The following is a 26,420-nucleotide window of genomic DNA, read 5'->3' on the forward strand; positions in this document are numbered from 1 at the left end:
CGCGGGCGCAGTCACCCGCCGTCCGCCGCGGCGACCAGCCAGTCACGCAGGACCACCGCCTCCGCGCGCAGCTCGCGGTCGGCGGGCCATACCGCATAGAACGCCTCGTTCGACGGCAGCACCGCCCGGAACGGGGCCACCAGCGATCCCCGTGCGATCCGCCCCTCGACCATGGACCAACGCCCCAGCGCCACGCCCAGTCCCTCCTCGGCGAGCTTGGTCGGGAGGATCGCCGTGTCGAAGTGCGAGCCGGATCCGCCGTCCACCACCGCGGACACACCGGCATGGTCCAGCCACTCGGGCCAGCCGGTGCGAAAACCGTCCACGTGCAGCAGCCGCTCGCCGGCCAGTCGCTCCGGCGCGCCACCGAGCCGCTCCGCGAGCCCCGGCGAGCACACCGGCATGAGGTATTCCCGGGTGAGGCGGACCGTCTCCAGCTCCGGCCATTCGTCGCTGCCGTAGCGGATCTCCAGGTCAACGCCGGACTCCACCACGTCCGTGTTCCAGATGGTCGAGACGATGCGCAGCTCGAGCTCGGGGTGAGCCGCGTACAGCGCGTGCAGCCGGGGCGCCAGCCAGAACTCGCCGAATCCGGGCGTGGCGCGGATCGTCACCTGGCCGGTGCGCTCGTAGCCGAACAGCGCCTCGGTGCCGTAGGACAGGCGCTCGAAGGCGTCCCGCACCACCGGCAGATAGGCCTTGCCCGCCTCGGTGAGCTGCAGGCTCTGCGGGAGGCGGTGGAACAGCGGCTCGCCGAGCCGGTCCTCGAGCAGCCGGATCTGCTGGCTGACCGCAGACTGGGTCACGTGCAGCTCGCGCGCGGCGCGGGTGAAGCTCATGTGGCGGGCTGCGGCAGCGAACGTGCGCAACCAGCTCGGCGGTGGCAGGCGGCTGTACATCGAGCCTCCGGGCGGGTCATTAGCTGAGCTAAGGCTAACATGCCGGATTCATCGATTGAGGCCCCGCGGCGGCCACCCGAGACTGGAGCGATTCAAAAAAACCGCCCTGACAACCCGCGGAGGGCATCCATGCCAGCCAAACAGCCGAACATCCTGTTCATCATGGCCGACCAGCTCGGCTCGCCGGTCCTGCCGGCGTACGGCCACCCGGTAGTGAAGACGCCCAACATCGACCGCATCGCCGCGGCCGGCACGGTCTTCGAGAACCCCTACTGCAACTCGCCGCTGTGCTCGTCATCGCGGGCATCGATGCTCTCCGGCCGGCTGCCCTCGGAGTTCAACGCCTTCGACAACGCCACCGAGTTCCCGTCGTCGACGCCGACCTTCGCCCACTATCTGCGCGCGCTCGGCTACCGCACCTGCCTCAGCGGCAAGATGCACCTGGTCGGGCCGGACCAGCTCCACGGTTTCGAGGAACGGCTGAACACCGACTTCTACCCGGTGGACTTCGGCTGGACGCCGGACTGGGAGAAGCCCGAGGAGCAACTGGAGTTCTTCCACACCATGGAGAGCGTGACCCACTCCGGCGTGGTCGCACGCAGCATGCCCATCGACTACGACGACGAGACCACCTGGCGGGCCGTGCGCCACATTTATGACGTCAGGCGCGACCCGCACGACGAGCGCCCGTTCTTCATCGCGGCCTCGCTGACACATCCCCACGACCCGTACCTGACCACCCGCGAGTACTACGACCTCTACCGCGACGACGAGATCGACATGCCGCGGGTACCGTTCATCCCCGTGGAGGAACGCGACGCACACAGCGCGCGGCTGTACTACCACTATGGCATGCACCGGGAATCACACACCGATGAGGACATCCGGCGCACCCGCCACGCCTACTACGGGATGATCAGCTACGTGGACGCCCGCGTCGGCGAGCTGCTGGACGCGCTGGAGCGCACCGGTCAGGCGGACAACACCATCGTGATATTCACCGCCGACCACGGCGACATGCTCGGCGAGCGGGGCATGTGGTACAAGATGAGCATGTACGAACGCTCCGCCTCGGTGCCGTTCATCGTCAGCCACCCCGACATCGCCGGCGGCCGCCGGATCAGCCAGAACATGTCCCTGGTGGACCTGTTCCCGACACTGGTAGAGTTCGCCTCCGGCGAGACCCCGGACCCGGTCGTCGCCCCGCGGCTCGACGGCAGCAGCCTGGTGCCGCTGATGGAGGGCCGCACGGACGGCTGGCCGGACACGGTCTACTCCGAATACATGGGCGAGGGCACCGCCGGCCCCTGCCTGATGGTGCGCCGCGGGCGCTACAAGTACGTCCACAGCGACGGCGAGGCCGATGCCCCCGCCGATCCGCCCCAGCTCTTCGACCTGGAGGCAGACCCGGACGAGCTCGACAACCTGGCCGGCCGCGATGAGCTGCAGGACGTCGAGCGCGAGCTCGCCGCGCTCGTCCACGAGCGCTGGGACGCCGACAACCTGCGCGAGCGCGTGCTGGATACCCAGAAGCGGCGCCGGTTCATCTACTCCGCGCTGTCGAAGGGACGCTTCCAGCCCTGGGACTACGAGCCGCGCTACGACGCCGCGAACAGATACATCCGTAACGGCGAGGTACTGGCCGAGCGCGAGGCCCGCGCCCGGCTGGAAGAACAGAACAATCCCAAGCTGGCCGCCGCCGCGGGAGGACGGCAGGCCTGACCCCCAGCACGTCACCGAAACCCGGCCCGCCACCGGGCCGGGGGGCGTAGTCGCGCACGCTCGCTCGACTACCCGGACCGGACCGGGCGCCACACACGATCAACGAAGCGCCCGTGCCGGCACGATTCGGTGAGATCACGCGGGCTGACACCCGCCTTCACCACGGTGCCCCCGCTCCTGGGGGCACCCGGAAACCGGGGAGGACCCACCATGATCCACCATAACAACCGCCGCCTGCGTGCGGCCTTGATCACGATCATCGTCGCCGCTGTCACGGCCCTCGCGCCGCTCGGCGCGTCCGCGCAGCAGCAGGCACCCATCCGCTTCGCGATCCAGACCTGGCCCGGCGTGACCGTCAAGACCGAGGTCGCCCGCCAGATCCTGGACGCCATGGGCTACCCGAGCACCCTCCAGGAGCTCAGCCCGCAGTTCGTCTACCAGGGCATCCGCACGGGCGACGTCGACGTCTCCCTGGGTGCGTGGATGCCGGCACACAAGGACATGGTCCAGCCGCTGCTCGACGACGGCGTGGCCGTCAAGTACGCCGCCAACCTGGAGGGCGCCGTACAGGGGCTGGCCGTGCCGTCCTATGTCTACGAGCAGGGCATCCACAGCGTAGAGGACTTGGTCGCCAACGGCGACGCCTTCAACCACAAGATCTACGCGATCGGCTCCGGGGCGGCCATGACCCGCGCCTTCCAGGACGCGGTCAAGGACGACTACATGGGGCTCGGCGACTGGAGCGTCGTGCCGAGCAGCGTCGCGGGCATGCTCGCCCAGGTGAAGCGCAAGACCGGCCGCAAGGAGGCCATCGTCTTCCACGGCTGGAAGCCGCACTGGATGGACATCGCCTACGACATCCGCTTCCTGGAGGCCGACCCCGAAGGCAGGCTCGCCGGCATGAAGACCACGGTCTACACCATCGTCGCCACGGGCTGGCCCGGGGATCACGCCCAGCCGGCGCGCTTCCTGCGGCAGTTCAACGTGCCCACGGACGCCCAGAGCCTTTGGATCGACCGCTACAACCGCCAGGACCAGCCGGTGGACGAGGTCGCCACCACCTGGATCCGCGAGAACATGGACCTCGTCGGGCAGTGGGTGGACGGCGTCCGCACGCCCGACGGTACCCCCGGCATCGAGGCCGTGCGCGCGCACTTCAGCGACTGACGTGTCCGGATCCCGGCCCGGGCGGTACCGCCCGGGCCGCGGCCCTGCCCCTGCCTGGAACCCGTCCTGTCCCTGCACGACACCCCGCCCGGGGTTGTTCCGTTCCCCGAGATACCGGATGATGCCGCGGGAGCGGCACCCACAACGATACATCGACACGCCGCCGCCTCAGCCCCGGGACAACGCCTATGCGTGCCTTGCAGACCCATCGCCTGCTGCTCATGGGCCTGGTCGGTCTGGTGACCGCGCTGGGCGTCATCCTCGCCGGCTCGTCACTGTACGTGCTCGACCAGGCGCAGAAGCTGGAAACGGTGACGGAGAAGGCGCTGTTCGCGGGCATACGCGGTGAGCTGCGCGGCGCCTACGGCGCACTGGAGCGCCGGCTCGAGGACCGCCACGACACCTTCCTTGCCCTGCACCGCAGGGCCCGGGAATGGCTGCGCAAGCATGGCCGCGACGCCGACCTCGGGCCGCTGCAGGAGACGCTGTCGCGGGCTGCCGGGCACCGGGTGGACATCTACGTGATCTCGCCGGACTGGCACGTCACCCACACCACCTACCCCCCGGACCGCGGACTGGACTTCAACCAGCCTGCGCTTCGGGACGGCCAGTACTACCTCGAGCGGGCCCACCAGCAGGACGATACCCTGATCAGCCCGCCGACGCTGGAGGCGGTGTCCCGGCGTTTCCGCGTCTACAGCTACTCACCCCTGGGTGACGACGGCTACAGCCTCGAGCTCGGCTTCTCCGATCCGGCCATCGACCGCTTCTTCAACCGTCTGCAGGGTACCGCCGAGGGCAACGACGCCTACTCCGCGCGACTGTACTTCCTGCTCTGGGACCACCTGCTGCTGAGCCTGCGCGAACCCTGGCAGAGCGGCACGGACCCGGACGGAAAGGCGAGACTGCTCGCCCGGGGCGGGGAGCGGGAACAGCGCATGGCACGTATTCGCGAGGTCATTGCCAGCGGCAAGCCGGCGGTGACCGCCACCGAAGACGGCGACCGGCGTTACCTGATCTACGTCGCCGACATCCCCTACGGCGAATCGCTGACCACACACATACTCGCCGAGGTGGACCTCACCGCGGACATCGCCGGCGCGGCCCAGAAGCGCTTCACCATCGCCCTGGGGCTCGCCGGCGCGGCCGCCCTCGTGGTTATCCTGCTCGCCTACCTGGCGGCCCGCAACGCCCTGGTCCGACCGCTGCACCACGCCGTCGCGGCCATCGAGCGCGGCCGGCCGATCCGGCTGCACGGCCCGGGCCGGCACGTCCACGAGCTGCAGATGCTGAGCACCCACTACAACGCGCTGCTCGGCAGCACCCACGCCCGCATCCGCGGCCTCGACCGCCGCGCCAGCACGGACGCACTCACCGGCCTCGCCAACCGCGACGCCATCGAGGGCGAGCTCCGCGCCGCCGTCGCCGGCGCCCGGGCCGCCGGTGAGCAGCTCGCCGTTATCTTCCTCGACATCGACCACTTCAAGGCCATCAACGACGCCCACGGCCACCTCGCCGGCGACCACCTGGGCCGCTGGGGCGGCGAGGAGTTCATCATCGTGTGCCCGCGCACGGGCCTGGACGGTGCCTGCACCCTCGCCGGACATCTGCGCGAGCAGCTCGCACGCACCCCGATCCCGGAGATCGGACGGTGCTCGGCAAGCTTCGGGGTCGCCGCGCTCGGCGAGGAGGACGACGAGCACACCCTCGTCGCCCGCGCGGACCAGGCCCTCTACCGCGCGAAGGCCGACGGGCGCAACTGCGTACGCCTGGAATGAGCCCCGCCGCCCACGATTGTGACACGGGGGTTTACGCGCCCGCGTTTTAGTCGCACACTCTGGCGCCTTGATGCGCTGCGGCATTGCCATGGCGCACGCGGGGTCCGGGCCCGAACGATCGGGCGTGAGTGTTCAACAGGCAGACGAGAATCTGCGGCAGGAGGTAGCCATGCCGGCGACTCAGCAAGAGAGCTGCCGTGTGGAATACCGTGGCAAGGAAATCGTCATCCGCGGGCCATCGAACGAGATCCGCCGCGAGGCGAACCGCATCATCAAGCGTTTCGCGTGCAGCGCGACGCCCTACCGCCTGGCCCAGTCCTCGGACGGACAGGTCGTGCTCAAGCCCGAGTAACCCCGGGCGCCGGGCGGCGTCCGCCGCCCGGCTTCGACACCCTCAGGACTGCCACTGACCGTCGACGAACCGCCGCAGGCCGAGCGGATTGTCGTCGCGCAGCGCCTCGGGCAGCGCCCCTGCCGGGAAGTCCTGGTAGCACACCGGGCGCAGGAAGCGCTCGATCGCCCGTGTACCCACCGAGGTGGTGCGCGAATCCGTGGTCGCCGGATACGGCCCGCCGTGGACCATGGAGTGGCTGACCTCCACGCCCGTGGGGAAACCGTTGACCAGCACCCGGCCGGCCCGCGCCTCCAGCGCCGCCACCAGCTCCGCGTGATCCACCAGCTCGGCATCGGTGGCCTGGATGGTCGCCGTCAGCTGGCCCGGCAGGCCCAGGGCGGCCACGCTCAGGTCCGCCTCGGAATCCACCGTCACCAGCAGCGACACCGGGCCGAAGACCTCCTCGGCGAGCTGCGGGTTGGCACGGAAGGTCTCGTAGTCGGTACGGAACAGCCGCACGCTGGCGCGCCCGTCACCCGACTCGCCGCAAGCGACCTCCGTCACCCCGGGCACCGACTCCAGGCGGCGCACGCCGGCCTCGTAGGCCTCCAGGATCCCGCCGTGGAGCATCACGCCCGGCGCGGCACCGGCGACCGCGTCCCCGGCCGCCTTGACGAAGCGCTCGAAGTCATCACCGGCGACACCGAAGACCAGCCCCGGGTTGGTGCAAAACTGTCCGCAGCCGAGCCCGACGGAACCCGCAAGCCCGCTACCCAGGGACTCGGCCCGCTCCGCCGCCGCGGCCGGCATCACGAACATCGGGTTCACGCTGCCCATCTCGGCGTACACCGGGATCGGTTCCGGGCGCGTTGCGGCCAGCCGCGCCAGCGCCGTGCCGCCGCCGAAGGAGCCGGTGAAGCCCACCGCCTTGATCGCCGGGTGCTGCACCAGCGCACCGCCGAGCTCATGGCCACCGCCGTGGAGCAGCGAGAACACCCCCGGCGGAACCTCGCAGCGCGCCACCGCGCGCATCACCGCCTCCGCGGTGATCGCCGCGGTCCCCGGATGGCCGGGATGCCCCTTGACCACCACGGGGCAGCCCGCGGCCCAGGCCGAGGCGGTATCGCCGCCGGTGGTGGAAAACGCCAGCGGGAAGTTGCTGGCACCGAACACCGCCACCGGGCCCAGCGGCACCAGGCAGGAGCGGACGTCGGGCTTCGGCGCCGGGCTGCGGTCGGGATCGCCGTGATCGATGCGTGCACCGAGGAAATCACCGGCACGCACCACCGTGGCGAACAGCCGGAGCTGCCCGGAAGTGCGGCCGAGCTCGCCGCGGATACGCGCCTCGGGCAGACCGGTCTCTGCGGGCGCACGCTCGACGAACGCCTCCACCGAGGCGTCCAGCTCCTCGGCCACCGTCTCCAGGAACGCCGCCCGGCGCTCCAGGCTCAGCGCCCGCCAGGCCGGGGCGGCCTCGGCCGCGGCGCGGCAGGCGCGGTCCACGGCGTCCGTGGTGGCCTCGTGGAAGACCGGCGCCAGCGCCTCGCCGCTGGCGGCGTTCACAGCCTGCAGCGGCTGACTGCCGTCTGCCTCGTGGCGGCTGGCGATGACGTGATCGGGATTGATCTGCATTGCGTGCCTCCTGGCGGACCTACTTCACCGTAAAGCCGTGGGCGAAGGGGTCGCGGTCGTCGATGAACAGGGTGTTGTAGCCGGTGATCCGGGCCCAGCCGGCGATACTCGGCATGATGCCGTCGTGCTCGCCGACCCGGGTCCGGGACTCGATCCGGCCCTCGAAAAGGCTGCCGATGATGCTCTCGTGGACGAAGGTATCGCCCACGCCAAGGCGGCCCCGGCCATAGAGCTGGGCCATGCGCGCCGAGGTGCCCGTGCCGCAGGGGGAGCGGTCGATGGCGCGCTCGCCGTAGAACACGGCGTTGCGGGCATCGGCACCCGCCTCGCGGGCAGGACCGGTCCACATGACGTGGCTGACCCCGCGGATGGTCGGGTTGTCCGGGTGCACCGGCTCGATGATGGCGTTGAGGCGCTCGCGCACCACGGGCGAGAGGCGGAGGATCTCGTCCACGCTCAGCGCGTCCAGCCCCTCGAAGCCGGGCTGGGGATCGAAGATCGCATAGTAATTGCCGCCGTAGGCGATGTCGCAGGTGAGCTCGCCGAAACCCGGCACCTCGACGGCCACGTCCGTGGCGGCGAGGTAGGCGCCGACGTTGAACAGCCGCACGCGCTCGACATAGCGGCCGTCGCTCTCGTACTCGACGCCGACGAATCCCGCCGGAGTCTCGAGGTTCAGCCGCCCGGGCTGCGACGGCGTGACGAAACCCTCCTCCAGGGCCACCGTGACCGTGCCGATGGTGCCGTGCCCGCACATGGGCAGACAGCCGGAGGTCTCGATGAACAGCACACCCAGATCGCAGTCCTCGCGCAGCGGCGGGTAGAGGATCGAGCCGGACATCATGTCGTGGCCGCGGGGCTCGAACATCAGGCCCTGGCGGATCCAGTCGTACTCGGCGAGGAAGTGCTGCCGGTACTCGGACAGCGAGGCGCCCTTCAGCGGCGGGCCGCCGCCGGCGACCACGCGCACCGGGTTGCCGCAGGTGTGCGCGTCCACGCACATGAAGGTATGTCGGGCCATGGGCAGGAACTCCTGACAACGTGCGGGGCCGCCCGGCGGGCGGCCCCTGATGACGGAAGGACATAACGCCGGTACCGCCATGCTAATGCCCTGACCCGCCTGAGTCAGGGCCTTCGGACACATGGCGCGTCACCGCGGCGCGGGCGCGCTCAGTCGATGGACGGCCGGTTGGCCAGCAGCCGCTCGATGGTGGAGACCACGTACTCCCGCTCCTCGCCCTCCAGGCGCAGGCGCGGGGCCCGCACGGTCTCGCTGCCGCGGCCGGCCACCTGCTCGGAGAGCTTGATCATCTGCACCAGCTTGGGGTGAACGTCCATGTGCAGCGCCGGCATCATCCAGCGGTAGATCTCGCGGGCCTTCTCGATCCGCCCGGCCTGCAGGTGATCGTAGATGGCGACGCTCTCCGCCGGGAAGACGTTGGCGAAGCCGGAGACCCAGCCCTGGCAGCCCAGGATCATGCACTCCATGGCCACGTCGTCGACGCCGGACATGAGCGCGAGCGCGTCCGGATCGATGTTGATGATGTCGGTGACACGGCGCGGGTCCTCGGAGGACTCCTTCACCGCGACCACGTTCTTCGTGCTCCGGGCGAGCTCCACCAGCGCATCGGGCTTGATGTCGATGCCGTACACCCCGGGGTTGTTGTAGATCTGCACCGGCAGGTTCGCGGCCTCCGCGGTGGCGCGGATGTGGGCGACTACCTCGCGCTGGTCGGCCTTGTAGACCATCGCCGGCAGCGCCATCAGGCCGTCGGCGCCGAGCTTCTCCACGTCACGGGCATACTCCTGCGCAAGGGCGGTGGTGTACTCCGCCACGCCGGAGATCACCGGCACGCGGCCGTTGACGACCTCGACGGTGGAGGCGATCACGCGGCGCTTCTCCTCCGCGCTCAGCGAGGTGTTCTCACCGACACTGCCGAGCATGACCAGGCCGTGAACGCCGTCATCGATCATCTGCTCGACCATCTTCTGATTCGCCTCCAGGTCCAGGGACCCGTCGGCCTTCATCTGCGTGGTGGCGGCCGGGTAGATGCCGCGCCAGTCGACCTTCATGGACTTGCTCCTCCAGGAGGTGTTGGGTTGAGGCGGATGGTTTGCGTCTTCCGCCGAGCGACGTATATTGTATAAAATATATATCGAACCCCGGGGACGCAAGGACGATGAAAGGGCCTATGGCGAGCACGGGACTCAAACGCCAGACGATGTCCGCCGCGCTGACCGACGAGCTGCGCGAGCGCATCCTCAATCTCGACATCCCGGAGGGGGAGCAGCTGCGCCAGGATACCCTGGCGGCTGAGTTCGGCGTCAGCCGCATCCCCGTGCGCGAGGCCCTGCTCCAGCTCGAGGGAGAGGGGCTGGTGACCCTCTCCGCCCACAAGGGCTACACGGTCACGGCGCTGTCGCTCGACGAGATACGCGAGCTCTTCGACCTGCGTGCACTCATCGAGGTCGACCTGCTCCAGCGCGCCATCCCGCGCCTGGAGACCCATCACATCGAGCGTGCGCGCGAGATTCTCGCCACCTTCGACGAGATGCTCTCCCGCGGCTCACAGGAGCGGGACTGGGGCCAGCTCAACTGGGAGCTTCACGCCGTGCTCTACGAACCCGCGGAGCGTCCCCGAGCCCTGTCCATCGTGCGCAACCTCCACCGCAACGCAGACCGCTACCTGCGCCTGCAGCTCAAGCTCACGCAGCGCACGAACGAGCGCGCGCGCGAGGAGCACAACCGGCTGGTCAACCTGTGCGCGGACCGCGATGTCATCGAGGCCAGCCGCCTGCTCAACGAGCACGTCCTGGCCGCCCGCGACGATCTGCTAGCCTTTCTTGCAGAACGCCGGGGCAGCGGCGAGAACACGCACGAGGAGTAGCGGCTTGCGCATCACCGTCACCACCCGGGCACCGCAGACGGACACACCCGTCCAGGGGCGCGATCGCCAGTGGCCGGGCGATGACCGCAGCGGACACGCCTGCCCGGCGGTGACAGCGGCACGTGCGGACACGGTGCCCGCCACGGGCCCGGGCGCACCCGTACCGCCGGGGACACTCGCCGACGGGACCACGGACGTGGTAAATATCAGGATCGCTGAAGCGGGCGGGTGCGACGGGGACGCTCCCCCCGCCCGGAGACCAGGATCGCGGCTTCCCCCGCAAAGCGCTCCGGACGTCGGGCCATCGCCCCCGGAGCGGGGGAGCCGGCCATCCACCTGCCGCGACAGGCTTGCGGCTGGCAGCCTTGAATTGTATAAAATATACCAATAAGCATGATAACCACGGCTCTGCGCCGTGGCGGAGGAGGGGCCGACAATCATGGAACGGGGACAGCACAGGGGAGCACCGATCTCCCGCCCGGGCCGCGGAGCGTGCCCGGTCATCATAAACGATCCCCGCCTCGCCCTCTCCGGCAGCCCCACCCCCGTGAACACCGGCGCCGGCGGCCACCGCCGTGCGGACGCCGGCCGGATTGCGTCCCCGGACAGCCACCGGGGACCTTTACGCGGTGGCACGACAGGCCACCCCTGTTGCAACGGCTCTACAACGCGTTAACGGAGAGAGCACTATGTCCAAACGTCTCACCCATCTCGCCGCGGCGGCGACCATCGCGCTGGCCGCGAGCGGTGCCGGCCATGCCCAGGAGCCGATCACCGTGGGCGTCCAGGTGCCCACCACCGGTTCCGAGGCCACTTACGGCGTCGACATGAAGAACGCGATCCAGATCGCGGTCGACGAGATCAACGCCGACGGCGGCCTGCTCGGCCGTCAGGTGGAGATCCTTGTCGGCGACTCCGCCTGTGACCCGCAGCAGTCGGTGAACGCGGCGAGCAAGCTCGCCTCCGCCGACGTCGCCGGTGTGGTCGGCGGCTACTGCTCCGGCGCCACCCTGCCGACGCTGAAGACCTACGGCGATGCCAACATCCCGTTCGTCATCACCGCGGCCAACTCGACCAAGCTCATCCCGGCGAACCCGGGCAACGCCTTCATGATCAACTCCACCGGCTACGACCAGGTGCGCAAGGCGGTGGACTTCTTCAAGAGCCAGGGCGCGAAGACGCTGGCGATCGTCGACCAGGGCGACGCCTATTCCCAGGACCTCGCCAACCTGACCGCGAAGGAGTGGAAGAAGGCCGGCCTCGAGGTCACCGTGCAGGAGACGGTGAGCAAGGGCGAGCAGAGCTTCAGCTCGCTGGTGACCAAGATCCGCTCCGAGGGCGCGGACGCGGTGTTCTGGACCGCCTACTACGCCGACGGCGGCCTGCTCATCCGCCAGCTCCGCCAGGGCGGCTACCAGGGCATCATCGCGGTGGGCGACGGCTCCAACTCGCCGAAGCTCTTCGAGATCGCCGGCCGCGCGGCCGACGGCGTGTACTGCTTCTCCAACCCGATCGCGGAGTTCCTCCCCGAGGCGAAGCAGTTCATCGAGTCCTACGGCAACAAGTACAAGGGCCGCAGCCCGGGACCGTACTCGACCCTGTCCTACGACGGCATGAAGCTGCTCGGCTGGGCCATCGAGAAGGCCGGCTCCACCGACCCGGACGCGGTGATCGACGCACTCGCCTCGGCGGACGGCGAGGCCTGGCTCACCGGCCCGATCTCGTTCACGGACAAGAACACGCTGGCGCGTTCCAACTTCATCATCCTCAAGGGTGAGCAGGGCGGCTGGACCCTGCATTCCAAGTAACCGTTGCCCCAACGGCCGGCGGGGCACCCGCCCCGCCGGCCCCTACCGGAATCCGCCGGGAGACCGTTTTCCATGTCACTGACCGACATACTCATCCAGCAGCTGGTCAACGGCCTGGTGCTGGGGTCGTTCTATGCCCTGGTGGCGCTGGGCTACACCATGATCTTCGGCGTCATCAAACTGCTCAACTTCGCCCACGGCGATATCTACATGGTCGGCGCGTTCGTCGGCTTCGGCGCGCTCTCCCTCGTCTCGGGCACCATCGGTGCCGGCTGGATGGGGATATTCGTGGCGATGTTCGTCGCCATGATCGCGGTGGGCTTCCTCGGCGTGGTGATCGAGCAGGTGGCCTACCGCCCGATGCTCTCCGCGCCCAGGCTGTCCATACTGATCACCGCGCTCGCCGTCTCCCTCGTGCTGCAGAACGCCGCGCTCGCGCTCACCGACGGCCAGGTCACCGCCTTCCGCACGGACCTCGGCTTCGGCGGCGTCTCGCTCGGGGCGGTATTCGTCAACTACACCCAGATCGTGCTCGTGGCCTCCGCGATCGTGCTCATGATCGGCCTGGAGCTGTTCGTCTCGCGCACGATGTACGGCAAGGCCATGCGCGCCGTCTCCCTGGACAAGGACATGTGCCGGCTGATGGGCATCAACGTCCAGCGCGTCATCGCCGTGACCTTCTTCGCCGGCTCGGCACTGGCGGCAGCGGCCGGCGTGATGGCCGGCGTGCAGTACGGCCGCATCTGGTACTTCATGGGCTTTCTCATCGGCCTGAAGGCCTTCACCGCCGCGGTCATCGGCGGCATCGGCAGCATCACCGGCGCCATGCTCGGCGGCCTCATACTCGGCCTGCTCGAGGCGTTCGCCACCCAGATCCCGCATATCGGCGGTGAATGGAAGGACGTGTTCACCTTCGGCGTGCTCATCCTGGTGCTGGTGTTCAAACCCACGGGGCTTCTCGGCAAGTCCGAAGTGGAGCGGATGTAATCATGGCGACGAACAAGGTCACGACCCGGCCGGCACCGGGCGCCATCGAGCGCCTGTACGCGGCCTTCGACGACCCGCGGCGGCGCTGGGCGCTGTACGCGGTGATCATCGCGCTGCTGCTGCTCGCCCCGCCCGTCGTGGGCCGCTACGGCACGGTGATCCTCACCAACGCCCTCCTCTACGTCATCCTCGCGCTGGGGCTGAACGTGGTCGTGGGCTTCGCGGGACTGCTCGACCTCGGCTACGCCGCGTTCTTCGCGGTGGGGGCCTACACCACGGGCATACTCACCCAGCAGTTCGGCTTCAACTTCTGGCTGACGATCCCCTTCGCCCTGTGCGCGGCGGCGATCGCGGGGGTGATCATCGGCGGACCGACGCTGCGGCTGCGCAGCGACTATCTCGCCATCGTCACCCTGGGCTTCGGGGAGATCGTGCGCATCGGCGCGCGCAACCTGGAGATCACCGGCCAGGCCAGCGGCCTGACGGGCATCCCCTCGCCGAGCGTGTTCGGCTATACCCTGACCGGCCCGACCACCTACTACTACATCTTCGCGGCCCTCGCGGTGCTCGCGGTCATCGCCGCACAGCGGCTGCTGCACTCGCGCCTGGGCCGGGCCTGGCTGTACGTGCGCCACGACGAGGACGCCGCCGAGGCCATGGGCATCAATCGCGTGCGCGTCAAGCTCGCCGCCTACATCACCGGGGCGGTCTTCGGCGCCATAGGCGGGGTGTTCTTCGCGGCCAACCTCGGGGCGATCTCGCCGCAGAGCTTCAGCTTTCAGCAGTCCGTGCTGGTGCTCATGGCGGTGATCCTCGGCGGCATGGGCAAGATCCCCGGGGTCATCCTGGGCGCGTTCATCGTCATCCTCGGCCCCGAGCTGCTGCGCGACATCGGTTCGCTGCGGCTGCTGGTCTTCGCCGTGATCCTTCTGCTCATCATGCTCTTCCGGCCCAGCGGTATCTGGCCGGGACGGCGTTCGTAGGGAGACCACCATGCTCTTGCAGCTCGACGACGTGGTCCTGCGCTTCGCAGGCAACACCGTGCTCGAGAACATCCGCTTCGGTGTCGAGGAGAACAGCGTGGCGAGCCTCATCGGCCCGAACGGGGCGGGCAAGACGTCACTGTTCAACTGCATCACCGGCTTCTACCGCCCCCAGCAGGGCTCGATCACCTTCGGCGGCGAGGAACTGCTCAAGCGCAAACCCCATGCCGTGACCAGGCTCGGGATCGCGCGCACGTTCCAGAACGTGCGCCTGTTCCGCGAGATGTCCGTGCTCGACAACGTGATGGCCGGCCAGCACTGCCGCAGCCGCGCCGGGGCGTTCTCCGCGATCCTCGGCCTGCCCTCCCAGCGCGCGGAGGAACGCCGGGTGCGCGAGATCTGCGAGGAGTGCCTCGAGTTCGTCGGCATCGCCGACGAGGCCGACCGCATCGCCACCAACCTCGCCTACGGCCACCAGCGCCTGGTCGAGATCGCCCGCGCCCTGGCCACACAGCCCCGGCTGTTGCTGCTCGACGAGCCCGCCGCCGGGCTGAACAGCAGCGAGAAGACCGAGCTCGTGCGGCTGATCCGCCGCATCCGCGACGAGCGCGGGGTGGCGGTGCTGCTCATCGAGCACGACATGGGCCTGGTCATGGAGGTCTCCGAGCACATCAGCGTGCTCGACCACGGGCGCATCATCGCCGAGGGCAACGCCGAGACCATCCAGAACGACCCGGCGGTGATCGAGGCCTATCTGGGCCAGGACGAAGACGAACTGGAGCTGACATGAGCGAGACCGTACTCAGCGTCCGCGATATCGAGTCCTTCTACGGCAAGATCCAGGCCCTGCACGGCGTCACCCTGGAGGTCCGCAAGGGCCAGATCGTCGCCCTGCTCGGCAGCAACGGCGCGGGCAAGACCACGACGCTCAAGACCATCTCCGGGCTGGTGCGCGCCGCGGCCGGCGAGGTCCAGCTCCAGGGCAAGCCCATCACCTCCCTGGCCGCACACACCATCGCCCGGCTGGGCGTGGTCCACGTGCCGGAGGGCCGGCACGTGCTCAAGGGCCTGTCGGTGAAGGAGAACCTGGAGCTCGGCGCATTCACGGTACGTGACGCCCACGTGCGCGCCGAGCGCATGGCCCACGTCTTCGAGCTGTTCCCGCGGATGGCCGAGCGCCGCCACCAGGACGCCTCGCTGCTCTCCGGCGGCGAGCAGCAGATGCTCGCCATCGGCCGCGCGCTCATGCACGGCCCCGAGGTGCTGCTCCTCGACGAGCCCTCCATGGGACTGGCGCCGAAGCTGGTGACCGATACCATGCGCATCGTCAAACGTCTCAACGAGACCGGTGTGACCATCCTGCTCGTGGAGCAGAACGCCCGGCTCGCGCTGCGGCTCGCCCACTACGGCTACGTGCTGGAGAACGGGCAGGTACGCATGCAGGGCAGCGGCGAGGAGCTGCGCGCCGACGAGCGCATCATCCAGGCCTACCTCGGCGGGGCCGAATGAGCGCGACCCGCCACATCGCCATCGTCGGCACCGGCCCGGCCGGCGGGAGCGCCGCTGCGCGGCTGCTCGACGCCGGCTGGACGGTGACCGCGTTCGACGAGCAGCCGCGCAGCGGCGGGAACATCACCCGCGTGCGCCGTGACGCGCCGGCGACGGCGCTCGAGCAGCGCCTCGGCGACGCGCTGATCTGCGGTGCCGCCGTCCTCGGCGTGACCGGCGACGGCCGGGTGACCTGGCGCGAGGGCGCCACCGGCGCGGTACGGGAGGCCCGGTTCGACGCCGTGGTGCTCGCCTGCGGGGCCTACGACCTGCACGCCCCAGTCCCGGGCACGCCGGCACCGGGGGTGACCAGCGCCGGCGCGCTCCAGGCCCTGCTCAAGGGCCACGGCGCGGTGCCCACCGGCGACGTCGTCGTCGCCGGTGCCGGGCCGTTCCTGTACGTCGCCGCCGCCGGCCTGTGCCGCGCCGGCGCGCGGGTCTCCGCGGTGATCGACCGTCTTGGCCTTTGGGACTACGCCCGGCTCGCCCCCGCGGGCGCGGCGATCCCGGGCAACGCGGTGGAGTTCGCCCGCGACCGCACCACCCTCGCCCGGCACGGCGTCACCGTGCTGCGCGGGCGGGGAGCGGCGGCGGTGGAGAACGGACGCCTGCGCCTGGACGATGGCCGGCGCCTCGCCTTCGACCGCCTCGGGCTGACTGACGCCTTCATCGCCCAGAGCCAGCTCCCGCGCACCGCGGGCTGCCGCCTGCGCTGGCACGCCCCGGGCGGTTACTTCGTCGCCGAGACGGACGAGTGGGGGCGCAGCTCCGTGGCCAACGTGCTCGTCTGCGGCGAAGGCCAGGGCGTACGCGGCTGGCGCCACGCCCGGGTCTCCGGCGAGCTCGCCGCGCTGGCGCTGCTCGGCGACGCCGGCAAACGCATCGATACCGGCCGGGCACGCCGGCTGCTCCGGTGGCGGGCGCTGTACGCGCGTTTCGGCGAGGCCCTGGAGACACGGATGCGCGCCCGGGAACCGGTGCCGCCGGCGGCGGCGACGGTGTGCGCCTGCGAGTCGGTGCCCCTGGCCCGCGTCGACGAGGCCGTGTCCCTCGGTCTGACGGACCTCTCCTCCATCAAGGTGGTGACCCGCTGCGGCATGGGCCCCTGCCAGGGCCGCTACTGCGAGCCCCAGGTCGGCCGGGCCATCGAGCAGGCCGGGGCGGTACCGCGCAGCGCGCTCAACCAGCGCACCCTAACGCGGCCGGTCGGGGCCGGGGAGTTCGCCCGTGGCGGTTGATTGCATCGTTATCGGCACTGGGATCATCGGCAGCTTCACCGCGCTGGCGCTGCACGAGCGCGGTCTGTCCGTCGCCGTGGCGGACCGGGGCGGGCTCGCCCCCGGGACCTCGCGCAGCAGCGACGGCAACCTGCTGTCCTCGGACAAGTCCGGCGGCGTGATGCTCACCCTCTCCGAGCGCAGCCTCGTGCTGTGGTCGGACTTCGCCGCGCGCCACGGCAACCACTGCGAGTACGACCCCAAGGGCTCTACCGTGGTCGCCCGCGGCGCGGACCAGGCCGAGGCGCTCGCGGAGCACGTGGCCGGCCACCAGACGGCAGGGGTGACCTGCGAGTTCGTCGATGCCGGCTGGGAGCGCTACGAGCCGCACCTGGGACCGGACACCAGCGCCATCGGCCACTGGCCGCGGGATGCGCAGGTCCAGCCCATGCTCGCCTGCTACCAGATCGCGCGCAGCCTCAGCGAGGCGAACGTGCCCTACCGCTTCTACGACGAGATCACCGCGCTGGAACCCGGCGCCGACGCCGTGACCGTCCGCTTCGCCAACGGCGACACCTGGAGCGCGGGGCACGTGGTCCTCGCCACCGGCGTGTGGAGCAACGAGCTCCTCGAGCCCCTGGGGCTGTCGGTCCCGGTGCGCCCGCGCAAGGGCCATATCTGCGTGCTCGAGCGCGGTGACGTCGAGGTCAACTCCAAGATCGCGGATTTCGGCTACAACGCCACCGCCGAGGACACCAGCGGCGACGACGCCGCGGTGCAGACGGCGGCAATCATCGAGTCCACGCGCAGCGGCACCATCCTCTGCGGCAGCTCCCGGGAGTTCGCCGGCTTCGACCGCAGCGTCAGCACCGACACCCTGCGGCGGGTGATGGCGGACTGCATCGGCATCGTGCCGGACCTCGCCCGCCTCCGGGTGCTCCGCGCCTATGCCGGGCTGCGACCGTTCTCGCCCGACGGGCTGCCGATCATCGGCCCGGTGGACCCGGACGGCCGGATCGTGGTGGCCACCGGCCACGAGGGTGCGGGCCACGGCCTCGCGCCGGTCACCGGCGAGCTGGTGGCGGACCTCATCGCCGCCGGCGTCACCCACCCCTACGACGGGGCACTGCACCCGGAGCGTTTCACGGTATGAGCGAGCGAGGGTTCCGGTTCATCGACACCCCGGAGACGGCGATCGAGGTCACGGTCGACGGCGCCCTCAGGCACCTGCCCGCGGGGCGCAGCCTGCTGGCCGGTCTGCTCGCCACGGCGGACGGGGCCCCGGACTTCTTCTGCGCGATCGGCCAGTGCCAGCGCTGCCGGGTACGGGTAAACGGCACCAGCGAGGTCGCCTGTCTGTATACGCCGCGAGACGGGGATACGGTAGAGACGCCGGAGACCGGCGGGCGGGCATAGGCCGGGCACGGGGCCGGAACGCCGCGCGGCGGCCTCCGGGAAGGCCGCCGCGGGAGTGGGGCGTTACTGCTCGTCGAGGAAGCTGCGCAGCGACTCCGAGCGGGTCGGGTGGCGGAGCTTGCGCAGGGCCTTGGCCTCGATCTGGCGGATGCGCTCGCGGGTGACGTCGAACTGCTTGCCGACCTCCTCGAGGGTGTGGTCGGTGTTCATGTCGATGCCGAAACGCATGCGCAGGACCTTGGCCTCGCGGGGCGTCAGGCCGCCGAGCACGCCGCGCACCGACTCCTTCAGGCCCTCGCGGGTGGCCGAGTCCACCGGCGACATCACGTTGATGTCCTCGATGAAATCGCCCAGGTGCGAGTCCTCGTCGTCACCGATGGGCGTCTCCATGGAGATCGGCTCCTTGGCGATCTTGAGCACCTTGCGGACCTTGTCCTCCGGCATCTCCATGCGCTCGGCGAGCTCCTCGGGCTGCGGCTCGCGGCCCATCTCCTGGAGCATCTGCCGCGAGACGCGGTTGAGCTTGTTGATGGTCTCGATCATGTGCACCGGGATGCGGATGGTCCGGGCCTGGTCCGCGATGGAGCGGGTGATGGCCTGACGGATCCACCAGGTGGCGTAGGTCGAGAACTTGTAGCCGCGCCGGTACTCGAACTTGTCCACGGCCTTCATCAGGCCGATGTTGCCCTCCTGGATGAGGTCCAGGAACTGCAGGCCGCGGTTCGTGTACTTCTTGGCGATGGAGATCACCAGGCGCAGGTTGGCCTCGACCATCTCCTTCTTCGCCCGGCGGGCCTTGGCCTCGCCGATGGACATCCGGCGGTTGATCTCCTTGATCTCCGCGATGGGCAGGCCGGTGTTCTCGCGGATCGTCGCCAGCGCGTACTGCGCCTCGATCAGCGCGTCGCGGTGATCGGCGAGCTTGTCCGAGTGCGCCTTGCCGGCGGCGATCTCCTCGTCCACCCAGCCCATGTCCGTCTCGCGGCCGGGGAAGCTCTTGATGAACTGCTTGCGCGGCATGCCGGCGCGCTTGACCGCCACGCGCATGACCTCGCGCTCCTTGCCGCGGATGCGCTCGACGGTCTTGCGCAGGTTGTCGGCAAGGCGCTCGACGACCTTGGGCACGAACTTCACCGACAGGAACAGCGTCGCCAGCTCCTCGCGGATCTCGTCCACCCGCGGGTTCTCGCGGTTGCCGGCGTCCAGGCACTCCATGAGCTCCTGGTGCAGCTCATAGATGCGGTTGAAGATCTGCGCGGCACGCTCCGGGTCGGGCCCGTTGTCGCCGGCGCTGGCCTCCTCGTCGTCATCCTCGTCGCTGTCCGCGGAGGCGGAGGACGCGGACTCCGCGCCCGCCGAGTCCTCGCCATCGGGGTTGTCGCGGAAGCCGCCGATCACGTCCGAGAGCCGCACCTCGCCGGCCTGCACGGCCTCGTAGAGCCCCACCAGGCTGCGTGCGGACTCCGGGTAGTAGGCGATGGCGCGCAGGACCTGGTCGAGCCCCTCCTCGATCCGCTTGGCGAGCATGATCTCGCCCTCGCGGGTGAGCAGCTCCACCGTGCCCATCTCGCGCATGTACATGCGCACCGGATCGGTGGTCCGCCCGAACTCCGCGTCCACCGACGCGAGCGCCGCCGCCGCTTCCTCGGCCTCGTCCTCGTCCGTGGTGACCGCGGTGTCGCTCAGCAGCAGCTCATCGCTATCCGGCGCCTGCTCATGGACAGTGATGCCCATGTCGTTGATCATGCCGATGATATCCTCGATCTGCTCCGGGTCGACGATATCGTCGGGCAGGTGGTCGTTGACCTCGGCATAGGTCAGGAACCCCTGCTCCTTGCCCCGGGCGATGAGCTCTCGAATCTGTGACTGCTGGTCCTGGCTTGCCATATTTCGTAAATTGATGTCAGCTTGATGAATATGGGGTAGCGGCTGCGAGCGCGACTGAACCGGGCATTATAGCCCGAATTGCCGGGATAACAACTGTCTGCCGCCTCCGCTGCTGTCAGCCGCGTTTGAGCGCGACCCACTCGTTCCATTCGTCCCGGGTCAGATCGCCGCTCTGCAACCTCTCGTTCAAGTATTGCAGGCGCTTGTCGTTCCTCAATGCCCGGATCCGGCCGAGCGCATCGGCGAACTCCTGCGCCAGGCCGTCCTCCGGGACCAGGTGATCCCACGTCGCCAGCCGCCAGAGCGCCGCCTCGTGCTCCGAGTCGCGGAAACGCTCCAGCAGCGCGCCTGTGGTGATGTGCGGTTCATCCCGCGTGATTTCAAGCAGCTGTGCGAGCAGCGGCGCCCCCGGGAGGTCGCTGTCGGCGAGCGCCGCATCCGTCTCGCTCACGCCGGCCCCGAGCGCCGGACGCTGGAGCAGCAGCGCCACCGCCAGACGCACCGGCGTGCGCCGCACCGCCGGCTCCTCCGGCGTGCTCCGCGCCGGGCGCGACGGTGTCCGTGACGGCGCCGACTCCCGGCCCTCGATCACCGCCTCCAGGTAATCGTGCTCCAGCCGCGCCAGGCCGGCGAGCCGATCGACGATCATGCGCCGGTAGACATCCGGCGGCAGGCGCCGTATCAACGGAATGGCCCGCTCCACCAGCCTCGCCCGGCCGTCCATGCTGGCGAGGTCGACCTCGGCGGTGAGCCGCTCGAACAGCCAGTCCGACAGCGGCGCCGCATCGGCGAGCAGCCGCTCGAAGCCCTCCGGGCCGTCGCGGCGCACGAGGCTGTCCGGGTCCTCGCCCTCGGGCAGGAACAGGAACCGCACCTGGCGACCCTCGCGCAGCGCCGGCAGGCTCGACTCCAGCGCCCGCCAGGCCGCCTGACGCCCGGCCTCGTCGCCGTCGAAGCAGAACACCAGGTCGCCGGTGACCCGGAACAGCCGCTCCACCTGGCGGGTGCCGGTGGACGTGCCCAGGGTGGCCACCGCGCGGGTGATGCCGAACTGGGCCAGCGCGACCACGTCCATGTAGCCCTCCACCACCACGATGTCCGGCGGGTGGCGGTCCGCCTCCAGCGCCTCGTAGAGCCCGTACAGGCCCTGCCCCTTGTGGAAGACCGGGGTCTCCGGGGAATTGAGGTACTTGGGCTCGCCGTCGCCGAGTACCCGCCCGCCGAAGCCGATGATGCGGCCGCGGCGGTCGCGGATGGGGAACATGATGCGGTCGCGGAAGCGGTCGTACCCCCGGCCGCCCTCGCGCTCGACCAGCAGCCCGGCCCGGGCAAGGTTGTCCCGCTCGCCGAGCTCGCGCAGGAGGTTGTCCCAGCCCGGCGGTGCGAAGCCCAGCGCGTAGCGCGCCGCGATCTCGCCGCTCAGACCGCGGCGGCGGAGGTAGTCGACGGCGCGGTCGCGATCGGGATGACGGCGCAGCCACCGCCGGTAGCACTCGCCGGCCCGCTCAAGCACGCGGTAGAGCGGCTCGTGGCTCTCCACGGGACCCTCGCGGGCCGACTCCGGCAGCTCCATGCCCGCCATCTGGGCCAGCGAGGCCACGGCCTCGCGGAAGTCCATCCGGTCGTACTCCATGAGGAAGCGGATGGCGGTGCCGTGCGCACCACAGCCAAAGCAGTGGTAGAACTGCTTGCTCTGGCTGACGGTGAAGGACGGGGTCTTCTCGCTGTGGAACGGGCAGAGGGCGTGGTGATTCGCGCCGGCACGCTTCAACTGGACGCGCTCGCCCACCACGTCGACGATGTCGACGCGCGCGAGCAACTCGTCAATGAACTGGTCGGGTATGCGACCGGCCATCGCGCCCTCCGCGCCGCCCGATGCGGCGTTCGGCGATCATCGGCCGATGCCCGCCGCGGAAACGGCCAGGGCCGGTGGTCGATTCACGCCCGCACCGTCCCGCCGGCCATTCTCCCGAACCCGCGGGGCGGGCGCACCGCGTGGACCCGCCACGCCGGCGTACGGAAGAATGGAAGCGGAACGAACCCTGGGACTCGCGCCCCACCCCGGTCCCGGGCAGCGGCGCGGCGCGCGCGGGAACCGGTGATGGCCCTAACCGGAAAGGCGTGCCTTCACCCGGGCACTGACCGCGCCCATGTCGGCACGGCCCTGAACCCTGGGCTTGAGCACGCCCATGACCTGCCCCATCGACCGGACGTCCGATGCACCGGTCTCGGCGATGGCGGCATCCACCATCCCGTCGAGCTCCGCGTCCGACAGCGGCTGGGGCAGGAACTCGGCAATAATCTCGAGCTCGCTGCGTTCCTTCGCGGCCAGGTCGTCGCGGCCAGCCTGCTCGTACTGCTCGAGGGCCTCACGCCGCTGCTTGACCATCTTCGAGAGCACCTGCAGGACCTCGGCATCCGAGAGCTCGGCCCGGCTGTCGACCTCCTGCTGTTTGATCGCCGCGGTCACCATCCGCAGTGCCGAGACGCGGGGCTTGTCGCCCGCGCGCATGGCCTGCTTGACGGCATCGGTGATCGCGGTCTTGATGGCGCTCACGTAGTGCGTCTCCGCGGAGCTAGTACATCCGCATCCGGCGCTGCTCACGCTGGATCCGCTTCATGTGGCGCTTGACCGCCGCGGCCTGCTTGCGCTTGCGCACCTGCGTCGGCTTCTCGTAGGACTCGCGCCGGCGGATCTCGGAGAGGACACCGGCCTTCTCGCAGGAGCGCTTGAAACGACGCAGAGCAACCTCGAAGGGCTCGTTCTCGCGAACCTTTACGTGCGGCATGTACTGATCACCTTCCAGGAATCGGTTTTCACGATAGAATGTATGGCCTCACGCCGGGTATTCGGCGCTCGCCGAGGCGCGTAAGTGTATACGCGCCCCCGGGTAAATGCAAAATCCGGCCGTTGCGCCGGGCCATCTGTCGGAACCGCCCCGCCATGCGCGTACTCGGCATCGAGACCTCCTGCGACGAAACCGGCGTCGCCGTCCACGACAGCGCCCGCGGGCTGCTCGCGCACTGCCTGCACAGTCAGATCGAGACCCACGCCCGTTACGGCGGGGTGGTCCCCGAGCTGGCCTCCCGGGATCACGTGCGCAAGCTCGCGCCGCTCATCCGGGAGGCCCTGGAGCGGGCGCAGACCCCGCGCACCGCCCTCGACGGTATCGCCTATACCCGCGGCCCCGGCTTGGCCGGCGCACTGCTCGTGGGCGCTGCGACGGCGAGGGCCATGGCCTTCGCCCTGGACATCCCCGCAGTGGGCGTCCACCACATGGAGGCGCACCTGCTCGCGCCGCTGCTGGAGGCGGACCCGCCGGCCTTCCCGTTCGTCGCCCTGCTGGTCTCCGGCGGCCACACCATGCTGGTGCAGGTGGCCGGCGTCGGCCGCTACCGGCTGCTCGGCGAGAGCCTGGACGACGCCGCCGGCGAGGCCTTCGACAAGACCGCCAAGCTCCTCGGCCTCGGCTACCCGGGCGGCCCGGCCGTGGAGCGCGCGGCCCGCGACGGCGACCCCGGGCGCTTCAGATTCCCCCGGCCCATGACCGACCGCCCGGGGCTCGACTTCAGTTTCAGCGGGCTCAAGACCCACACCCTCAACACCGCCCGGCGCGAGGGCGACGCCCCGCAGACCGTCGCCGACATCGCCCGCGCCTTCCAGGACGCGGTGATCGACACCCTGGCGATCAAGTGCCGCCGGGCGCTGGACGAGACCGGCGTACGCCGGCTGGTGGTGGCCGGCGGCGTCGGCGCCAACGCGGCGCTGCGCGAACGCCTGGCGGAGGTCGCCCGGCGCCGCGACGCCCGCGTGCATTACCCGCGCATCGAGTTCTGCACCGACAACGGCGCCATGGTCGCCCATGCCGGCTGCCTGCGGCTGCCCGGCGAGGGCAGCCGGGACGACGCGTTCGACATCGCGCCGCGCTGGGACCTCGAATCACTTGCCCCTCCCGGGGACGCGGTTACGGCACCAGCCGCTGGAGCCAGCGCACCAGGCGCCGGGTCCCGGGGCTGAACAGCCGTCCGGAATAGGCGGTGTTCGCCGCCCGCCGGTGAATCTGTGCCAGCGTCGGATAGGCGTGGACGGCGCTGGAGAGGCGGTCCAGGCGGACGCCGGCCTGCATGGCGAGCACGATCTCGTGGAGCAGCTCGCCGGCATGGGGCCCGAGCAGCGTCGCCCCCAGGATGCGCCCACGCCGCACCACCAGCCGGATGCCGCCGGCCGGGACGCCATCGATCAGCGCCCGGTCCACCGCCGTGAACCGGTAGGTCAGTACGCGCGCGTCCGGGTAACGGGCGTGTGCCTCGGTCTCGGACAGGCCCACCGCGGCCAGCTCCGGGTCCGTGTAGGTCACCCGCGGCACCACCCGGTAGTCCGCGCGCTTCGGCCAGCGGAACACCGCGTTGGCGATCACGATGCCGGCCTGGTACTCGGCCATGTGGGTGAACGGATACAACCCGGTGACGTCGCCGCAGGCGAAGATATGGCGCCGCGAGGTGCGCATGCGCGCGTCCACGCGGATCCCGGCGGGTCCGTGCTCGACACCGGCGGCCTCCAGGCCGAGCCCCCCGGCGTTGGCCTCGCGCCCCACGGCGACGAGGATGCGGTCCGCCACCACCGGCAGGTGCTCGGTGCCCTGGTGGACCTGCAGCGTCAGTCCGCCGGGCTCGCGCTCGACGCGCTCCAGCCTCGCCCCGAGACGGAAGCGCACCCCCTCGGCCTCCAGCGCCTCGCGGAGCTCGCCGGCGACCGCCGGCTCCTCCCGCGGCAGGATCTCGCCGGCGGCCTCGATGACGGTCACTGCCGAGCCCAGCCGCGCGAAGGCCTGGGCCAGCTCCACACCCACCGGGCCGGCGCCGACCACCGCGAGGCGCTCCGGCAGCCCGTCCAGGTCGAACACGTCCTCGTTGGTGAGGTACCCCGCCTCGGCGAGGCCGGGCACCGCCGGCACCGCCGGGCGCGAGCCCGTGGCGATGACGAACCGCCGGGCACGGATACGCTCGCCCTTGACGCTCACCTCGTCCGGCGCGGTGAACCGGGCCTCGCCGAAGAGGACGTCCACGCCATAGCCGCGGAAGCGCTCCGGGTCGTCGTGGGCCTGGATCGTGTCGATGACCTCATGCACCCGGCGGCGCACGTCGGCGAAGACCGCCGGCCGCGCCGTCGCGGGCAGACCGAAGTCGGGGGCCCGGCGCATCAGGTGGGCGACCTGGGCGGAGCGCAGCAGGGTCTTGCTCGGCACGCAGCCGTGGTGCAGGCAGTCGCCGCCGAGTCGCGCGCTGCGCTCCACCAGCACCACGTCGAGGCCGAGCTGGCCGGCGACGCTCGCCGTCACCAGGCCGCCGACGCCCCCGCCGATGACCACCAGATCCCGCATCACGCGCCGTCCCTGTCCGCCGCTGGCTGAGAACGGTAGCGTCTCACCAGCCGGGGCAGGAACGCCACCGCGGCGAACACCCCCAGCGCGATCAGCACCGCCTGCACGGCACCGCGCCCACCGGCGATGGCGGCGGCCCCGGCATGCCCCACCCAGGCATAGGCGAAAGCCCCCGGGGCCATGAACACCAGGCTGGCCAGCACGAAGTGCGCCAGCGGGATGCGGGTCACCCCGAGCGCGTAGTTGAGCAGGTTGAAGGGGATGAGCGGCACCAGCCGGGTGAAGGCGACGAAGCGCCAGCCCTCTGCCTCCACCCCGTCGACCAGTCGGCGCAGCCGTCCGCCGGTGCGCCGGGCCACCCAGTCCGCGGCGAGGTAACGGGCGACGAGAAAGGCGATGCTCGCCCCGGTGGTGGCACCGAGCAGGGCGTAGAGCGTGCCCGCCCATGGCCCGAAAAGGACCCCGGCCGCCAGGGTGAACACCAGCCCGGGCAGGAAGAGCACCGTCGCCGCCGCATACAGCACCATGAACGCCAGCGGCGCCCAGGCCCCGAAGTCGTCCAGGCGCGCGCGCAGGGCCGCCACCGTGAACGCATCGCGGTACCACAGCGCAACCGCTACGGCGGCGAGCATCCCGAGCAGCAGCAGTGCCCTGGCGGTGTTTCTCGCGTTCAAGCCCCCTCCCGGCAGGATCGAATGGCGGATGCCCGCAGTCTGCCCGCCCGCCCGCGCCGGCGCCATCCGTAATCCCCGCTACCCGCCCTTGGGGGCGGA

Annotated in this window: 24 protein-coding genes; 14 read left to right on the plus strand and 10 right to left on the minus strand. The window is 70.3% G+C overall.

The window, feature by feature from the left end:
- Positions 1 to 11: 11 nt before the first annotated feature.
- Positions 12 to 899: a LysR substrate-binding domain-containing protein gene (locus C516_RS18230; protein ID WP_018716664.1), complete on the minus strand. Its 888-nt coding sequence runs from the start codon at positions 897 to 899 to the stop codon at positions 12 to 14.
- A gap of 129 nt (positions 900 to 1,028) precedes the next feature.
- On the opposite strand from C516_RS18230, the gene betC reads away from it, so the two are divergent.
- The 4 genes from betC to C516_RS0101925 all read left to right on the plus strand — a co-directional run bounded on the left by betC (position 1,029) and on the right by C516_RS0101925 (position 5,918).
- Complete coding sequence (betC, locus tag C516_RS0101910) at positions 1,029 to 2,621, plus strand: choline-sulfatase (protein WP_018716665.1); 1,593 nt, start codon at positions 1,029 to 1,031, stop codon at positions 2,619 to 2,621.
- 210 nt (positions 2,622 to 2,831) lie between these two features.
- Entirely contained in the window at positions 2,832 to 3,788 is a 957-nt protein-coding gene (locus C516_RS0101915) for a glycine betaine ABC transporter substrate-binding protein (RefSeq protein WP_018716666.1), read from the plus strand.
- Positions 3,789 to 3,976: 188 nt separating this feature from the next.
- Positions 3,977 to 5,566, plus strand: coding sequence for a GGDEF domain-containing protein (locus C516_RS20285; protein ID WP_018716667.1), 1,590 nt, complete (start codon positions 3,977 to 3,979; stop codon positions 5,564 to 5,566).
- A gap of 169 nt (positions 5,567 to 5,735) precedes the next feature.
- A complete protein-coding gene (locus C516_RS0101925) occupies positions 5,736 to 5,918 on the plus strand; it encodes a hypothetical protein (RefSeq protein WP_018716668.1) in 183 nt (60 codons plus the stop codon).
- Between the two features lie 42 nt (positions 5,919 to 5,960).
- Here the strand turns inward: C516_RS0101925 and C516_RS0101930 are convergent, their stop codons facing one another.
- From C516_RS0101930 to C516_RS0101940, 3 genes are all read right to left on the minus strand, one after another.
- Positions 5,961 to 7,532 (minus strand): aldehyde dehydrogenase (NADP(+)), encoded by a 1,572-nt coding sequence (locus C516_RS0101930; protein WP_018716669.1) that lies wholly within the window; start codon positions 7,530 to 7,532, stop codon positions 5,961 to 5,963.
- 19 nt (positions 7,533 to 7,551) lie between these two features.
- Positions 7,552 to 8,553, minus strand: coding sequence for a 4-hydroxyproline epimerase (locus C516_RS0101935; RefSeq protein ID WP_018716670.1), 1,002 nt, complete (start codon positions 8,551 to 8,553; stop codon positions 7,552 to 7,554).
- A 149-nt stretch (positions 8,554 to 8,702) separates the two neighbouring features.
- Entirely contained in the window at positions 8,703 to 9,605 is a 903-nt protein-coding gene (locus tag C516_RS0101940) for a dihydrodipicolinate synthase family protein (RefSeq protein ID WP_018716671.1), read from the minus strand.
- Positions 9,606 to 9,724: 119 nt separating this feature from the next.
- On the opposite strand from C516_RS0101940, the gene C516_RS0101945 reads away from it, so the two are divergent.
- The 9 genes from C516_RS0101945 (at position 9,725) to C516_RS18240 (ending at position 18,379) form a co-directional block, all read left to right on the plus strand.
- Entirely contained in the window at positions 9,725 to 10,420 is a 696-nt protein-coding gene (locus tag C516_RS0101945) for a GntR family transcriptional regulator (protein ID WP_018716672.1), read from the plus strand.
- Positions 10,421 to 11,109: 689 nt separating this feature from the next.
- The gene (locus C516_RS0101950) at positions 11,110 to 12,228 is read left to right on the plus strand and encodes a branched-chain amino acid ABC transporter substrate-binding protein (RefSeq protein ID WP_018716673.1); all 1,119 of its coding nucleotides are present in this window, start codon (positions 11,110 to 11,112) and stop codon (positions 12,226 to 12,228) included.
- Positions 12,229 to 12,300: 72 nt separating this feature from the next.
- Entirely contained in the window at positions 12,301 to 13,215 is a 915-nt protein-coding gene (locus C516_RS0101955; RefSeq protein ID WP_018716674.1) for a branched-chain amino acid ABC transporter permease, read from the plus strand.
- Positions 13,216 to 13,217: 2 nt separating this feature from the next.
- On the plus strand, positions 13,218 to 14,198 hold the full coding sequence (locus C516_RS0101960; RefSeq protein ID WP_018716675.1) for a branched-chain amino acid ABC transporter permease: 981 nt from the start codon (positions 13,218 to 13,220) through the stop codon (positions 14,196 to 14,198).
- A gap of 10 nt (positions 14,199 to 14,208) precedes the next feature.
- Complete coding sequence (locus C516_RS0101965) at positions 14,209 to 14,988, plus strand: ABC transporter ATP-binding protein (RefSeq protein ID WP_018716676.1); 780 nt, start codon at positions 14,209 to 14,211, stop codon at positions 14,986 to 14,988.
- The gene (locus C516_RS0101970; protein WP_018716677.1) at positions 14,985 to 15,707 is read left to right on the plus strand and encodes an ABC transporter ATP-binding protein; all 723 of its coding nucleotides are present in this window, start codon (positions 14,985 to 14,987) and stop codon (positions 15,705 to 15,707) included. Before C516_RS0101965 ends, C516_RS0101970 begins: the two co-directional genes overlap by 4 nt.
- Positions 15,704 to 16,984, plus strand: a complete 1,281-nt coding sequence (locus C516_RS0101975) for an FAD-dependent oxidoreductase (protein ID WP_018716678.1) — start codon at positions 15,704 to 15,706, stop codon at positions 16,982 to 16,984. The genes C516_RS0101970 and C516_RS0101975 overlap by 4 nt, the downstream gene beginning before the upstream one ends.
- Positions 16,974 to 18,116, plus strand: a complete 1,143-nt coding sequence (locus C516_RS0101980) for an NAD(P)/FAD-dependent oxidoreductase (RefSeq protein ID WP_018716679.1) — start codon at positions 16,974 to 16,976, stop codon at positions 18,114 to 18,116. The genes C516_RS0101975 and C516_RS0101980 overlap by 11 nt, the downstream gene beginning before the upstream one ends.
- Positions 18,113 to 18,379, plus strand: a complete 267-nt coding sequence (locus C516_RS18240) for a 2Fe-2S iron-sulfur cluster-binding protein (protein WP_018716680.1) — start codon at positions 18,113 to 18,115, stop codon at positions 18,377 to 18,379. Before C516_RS0101980 ends, C516_RS18240 begins: the two co-directional genes overlap by 4 nt.
- Before the next feature lie 63 nt (positions 18,380 to 18,442).
- On the opposite strand, the gene rpoD is transcribed toward C516_RS18240, so the two are convergent.
- The 4 genes from rpoD to rpsU all read right to left on the minus strand — a co-directional run bounded on the left by rpoD (position 18,443) and on the right by rpsU (position 23,055).
- The gene (gene rpoD, locus C516_RS0101990; protein ID WP_018716681.1) at positions 18,443 to 20,266 is read right to left on the minus strand and encodes an RNA polymerase sigma factor RpoD; all 1,824 of its coding nucleotides are present in this window, start codon (positions 20,264 to 20,266) and stop codon (positions 18,443 to 18,445) included.
- Positions 20,267 to 20,381: 115 nt separating this feature from the next.
- On the minus strand, positions 20,382 to 22,121 hold the full coding sequence (dnaG, locus tag C516_RS0101995) for a DNA primase (protein ID WP_018716682.1): 1,740 nt from the start codon (positions 22,119 to 22,121) through the stop codon (positions 20,382 to 20,384).
- A gap of 252 nt (positions 22,122 to 22,373) precedes the next feature.
- On the minus strand, positions 22,374 to 22,823 hold the full coding sequence (locus tag C516_RS0102000) for a GatB/YqeY domain-containing protein (RefSeq protein ID WP_018716683.1): 450 nt from the start codon (positions 22,821 to 22,823) through the stop codon (positions 22,374 to 22,376).
- Between the two features lie 19 nt (positions 22,824 to 22,842).
- A complete protein-coding gene (gene rpsU, locus C516_RS0102005; RefSeq protein ID WP_018716684.1) occupies positions 22,843 to 23,055 on the minus strand; it encodes a 30S ribosomal protein S21 in 213 nt (70 codons plus the stop codon).
- 155 nt (positions 23,056 to 23,210) lie between these two features.
- Here rpsU and tsaD point away from each other — a divergent pair, with 155 nt between their 5' ends.
- Complete coding sequence (gene tsaD / locus C516_RS18245; protein WP_018716685.1) at positions 23,211 to 24,284, plus strand: tRNA (adenosine(37)-N6)-threonylcarbamoyltransferase complex transferase subunit TsaD; 1,074 nt, start codon at positions 23,211 to 23,213, stop codon at positions 24,282 to 24,284.
- Here tsaD and C516_RS0102015 read toward each other — a convergent pair.
- Both C516_RS0102015 and C516_RS0102020 read right to left on the minus strand, forming a co-directional pair.
- Entirely contained in the window at positions 24,232 to 25,647 is a 1,416-nt protein-coding gene (locus C516_RS0102015) for a dihydrolipoyl dehydrogenase family protein (protein WP_018716686.1), read from the minus strand. The two genes, tsaD and C516_RS0102015, sit on opposite strands and share 53 nt — an antisense overlap.
- Positions 25,647 to 26,321: a TVP38/TMEM64 family protein gene (locus C516_RS0102020; protein ID WP_018716687.1), complete on the minus strand. Its 675-nt coding sequence runs from the start codon at positions 26,319 to 26,321 to the stop codon at positions 25,647 to 25,649. Before C516_RS0102020 ends, C516_RS0102015 begins: the two co-directional genes overlap by 1 nt.
- Positions 26,322 to 26,420 lie beyond the last annotated feature (99 nt).

Origin of the sequence: Arhodomonas aquaeolei DSM 8974 (assembly GCF_000374645.1) — a bacterium.
Classification (GTDB): Bacteria; Pseudomonadota; Gammaproteobacteria; order Nitrococcales; family Nitrococcaceae; genus Arhodomonas; species Arhodomonas aquaeolei.

Bases quoted from the DNA above. Each gene is read 5' to 3' on its own strand.
- C516_RS18230 (WP_018716664.1), bottom strand. From the start codon at position 899: ATGTACAGCCGCCTGCCACCGCCGAGCTGGTTGCGCACGTTCGCTGCC.
- betC (WP_018716665.1), top strand. From the start codon at position 1,029: ATGCCAGCCAAACAGCCGAACATCCTGTTCATCATGGCCGACCAGCTC.
- C516_RS0101915 (WP_018716666.1), top strand. From the start codon at position 2,832: ATGATCCACCATAACAACCGCCGCCTGCGTGCGGCCTTGATCACGATC.
- C516_RS20285 (WP_018716667.1), top strand. From the start codon at position 3,977: ATGCGTGCCTTGCAGACCCATCGCCTGCTGCTCATGGGCCTGGTCGGT.
- C516_RS0101925 (WP_018716668.1), top strand. From the start codon at position 5,736: ATGCCGGCGACTCAGCAAGAGAGCTGCCGTGTGGAATACCGTGGCAAG.
- C516_RS0101930 (WP_018716669.1), bottom strand. From the start codon at position 7,532: ATGCAGATCAATCCCGATCACGTCATCGCCAGCCGCCACGAGGCAGAC.
- C516_RS0101935 (WP_018716670.1), bottom strand. From the start codon at position 8,553: ATGGCCCGACATACCTTCATGTGCGTGGACGCGCACACCTGCGGCAAC.
- C516_RS0101940 (WP_018716671.1), bottom strand. From the start codon at position 9,605: ATGAAGGTCGACTGGCGCGGCATCTACCCGGCCGCCACCACGCAGATG.
- C516_RS0101945 (WP_018716672.1), top strand. From the start codon at position 9,725: ATGGCGAGCACGGGACTCAAACGCCAGACGATGTCCGCCGCGCTGACC.
- C516_RS0101950 (WP_018716673.1), top strand. From the start codon at position 11,110: ATGTCCAAACGTCTCACCCATCTCGCCGCGGCGGCGACCATCGCGCTG.
- C516_RS0101955 (WP_018716674.1), top strand. From the start codon at position 12,301: ATGTCACTGACCGACATACTCATCCAGCAGCTGGTCAACGGCCTGGTG.
- C516_RS0101960 (WP_018716675.1), top strand. From the start codon at position 13,218: ATGGCGACGAACAAGGTCACGACCCGGCCGGCACCGGGCGCCATCGAG.
- C516_RS0101965 (WP_018716676.1), top strand. From the start codon at position 14,209: ATGCTCTTGCAGCTCGACGACGTGGTCCTGCGCTTCGCAGGCAACACC.
- C516_RS0101970 (WP_018716677.1), top strand. From the start codon at position 14,985: ATGAGCGAGACCGTACTCAGCGTCCGCGATATCGAGTCCTTCTACGGC.
- C516_RS0101975 (WP_018716678.1), top strand. From the start codon at position 15,704: ATGAGCGCGACCCGCCACATCGCCATCGTCGGCACCGGCCCGGCCGGC.
- C516_RS18240 (WP_018716680.1), top strand. From the start codon at position 18,113: ATGAGCGAGCGAGGGTTCCGGTTCATCGACACCCCGGAGACGGCGATC.
- rpoD (WP_018716681.1), bottom strand. From the start codon at position 20,266: ATGGCAAGCCAGGACCAGCAGTCACAGATTCGAGAGCTCATCGCCCGG.
- dnaG (WP_018716682.1), bottom strand. From the start codon at position 22,121: ATGGCCGGTCGCATACCCGACCAGTTCATTGACGAGTTGCTCGCGCGC.
- rpsU (WP_018716684.1), bottom strand. From the start codon at position 23,055: ATGCCGCACGTAAAGGTTCGCGAGAACGAGCCCTTCGAGGTTGCTCTG.
- tsaD (WP_018716685.1), top strand. From the start codon at position 23,211: ATGCGCGTACTCGGCATCGAGACCTCCTGCGACGAAACCGGCGTCGCC.
- C516_RS0102015 (WP_018716686.1), bottom strand. From the start codon at position 25,647: ATGCGGGATCTGGTGGTCATCGGCGGGGGCGTCGGCGGCCTGGTGACG.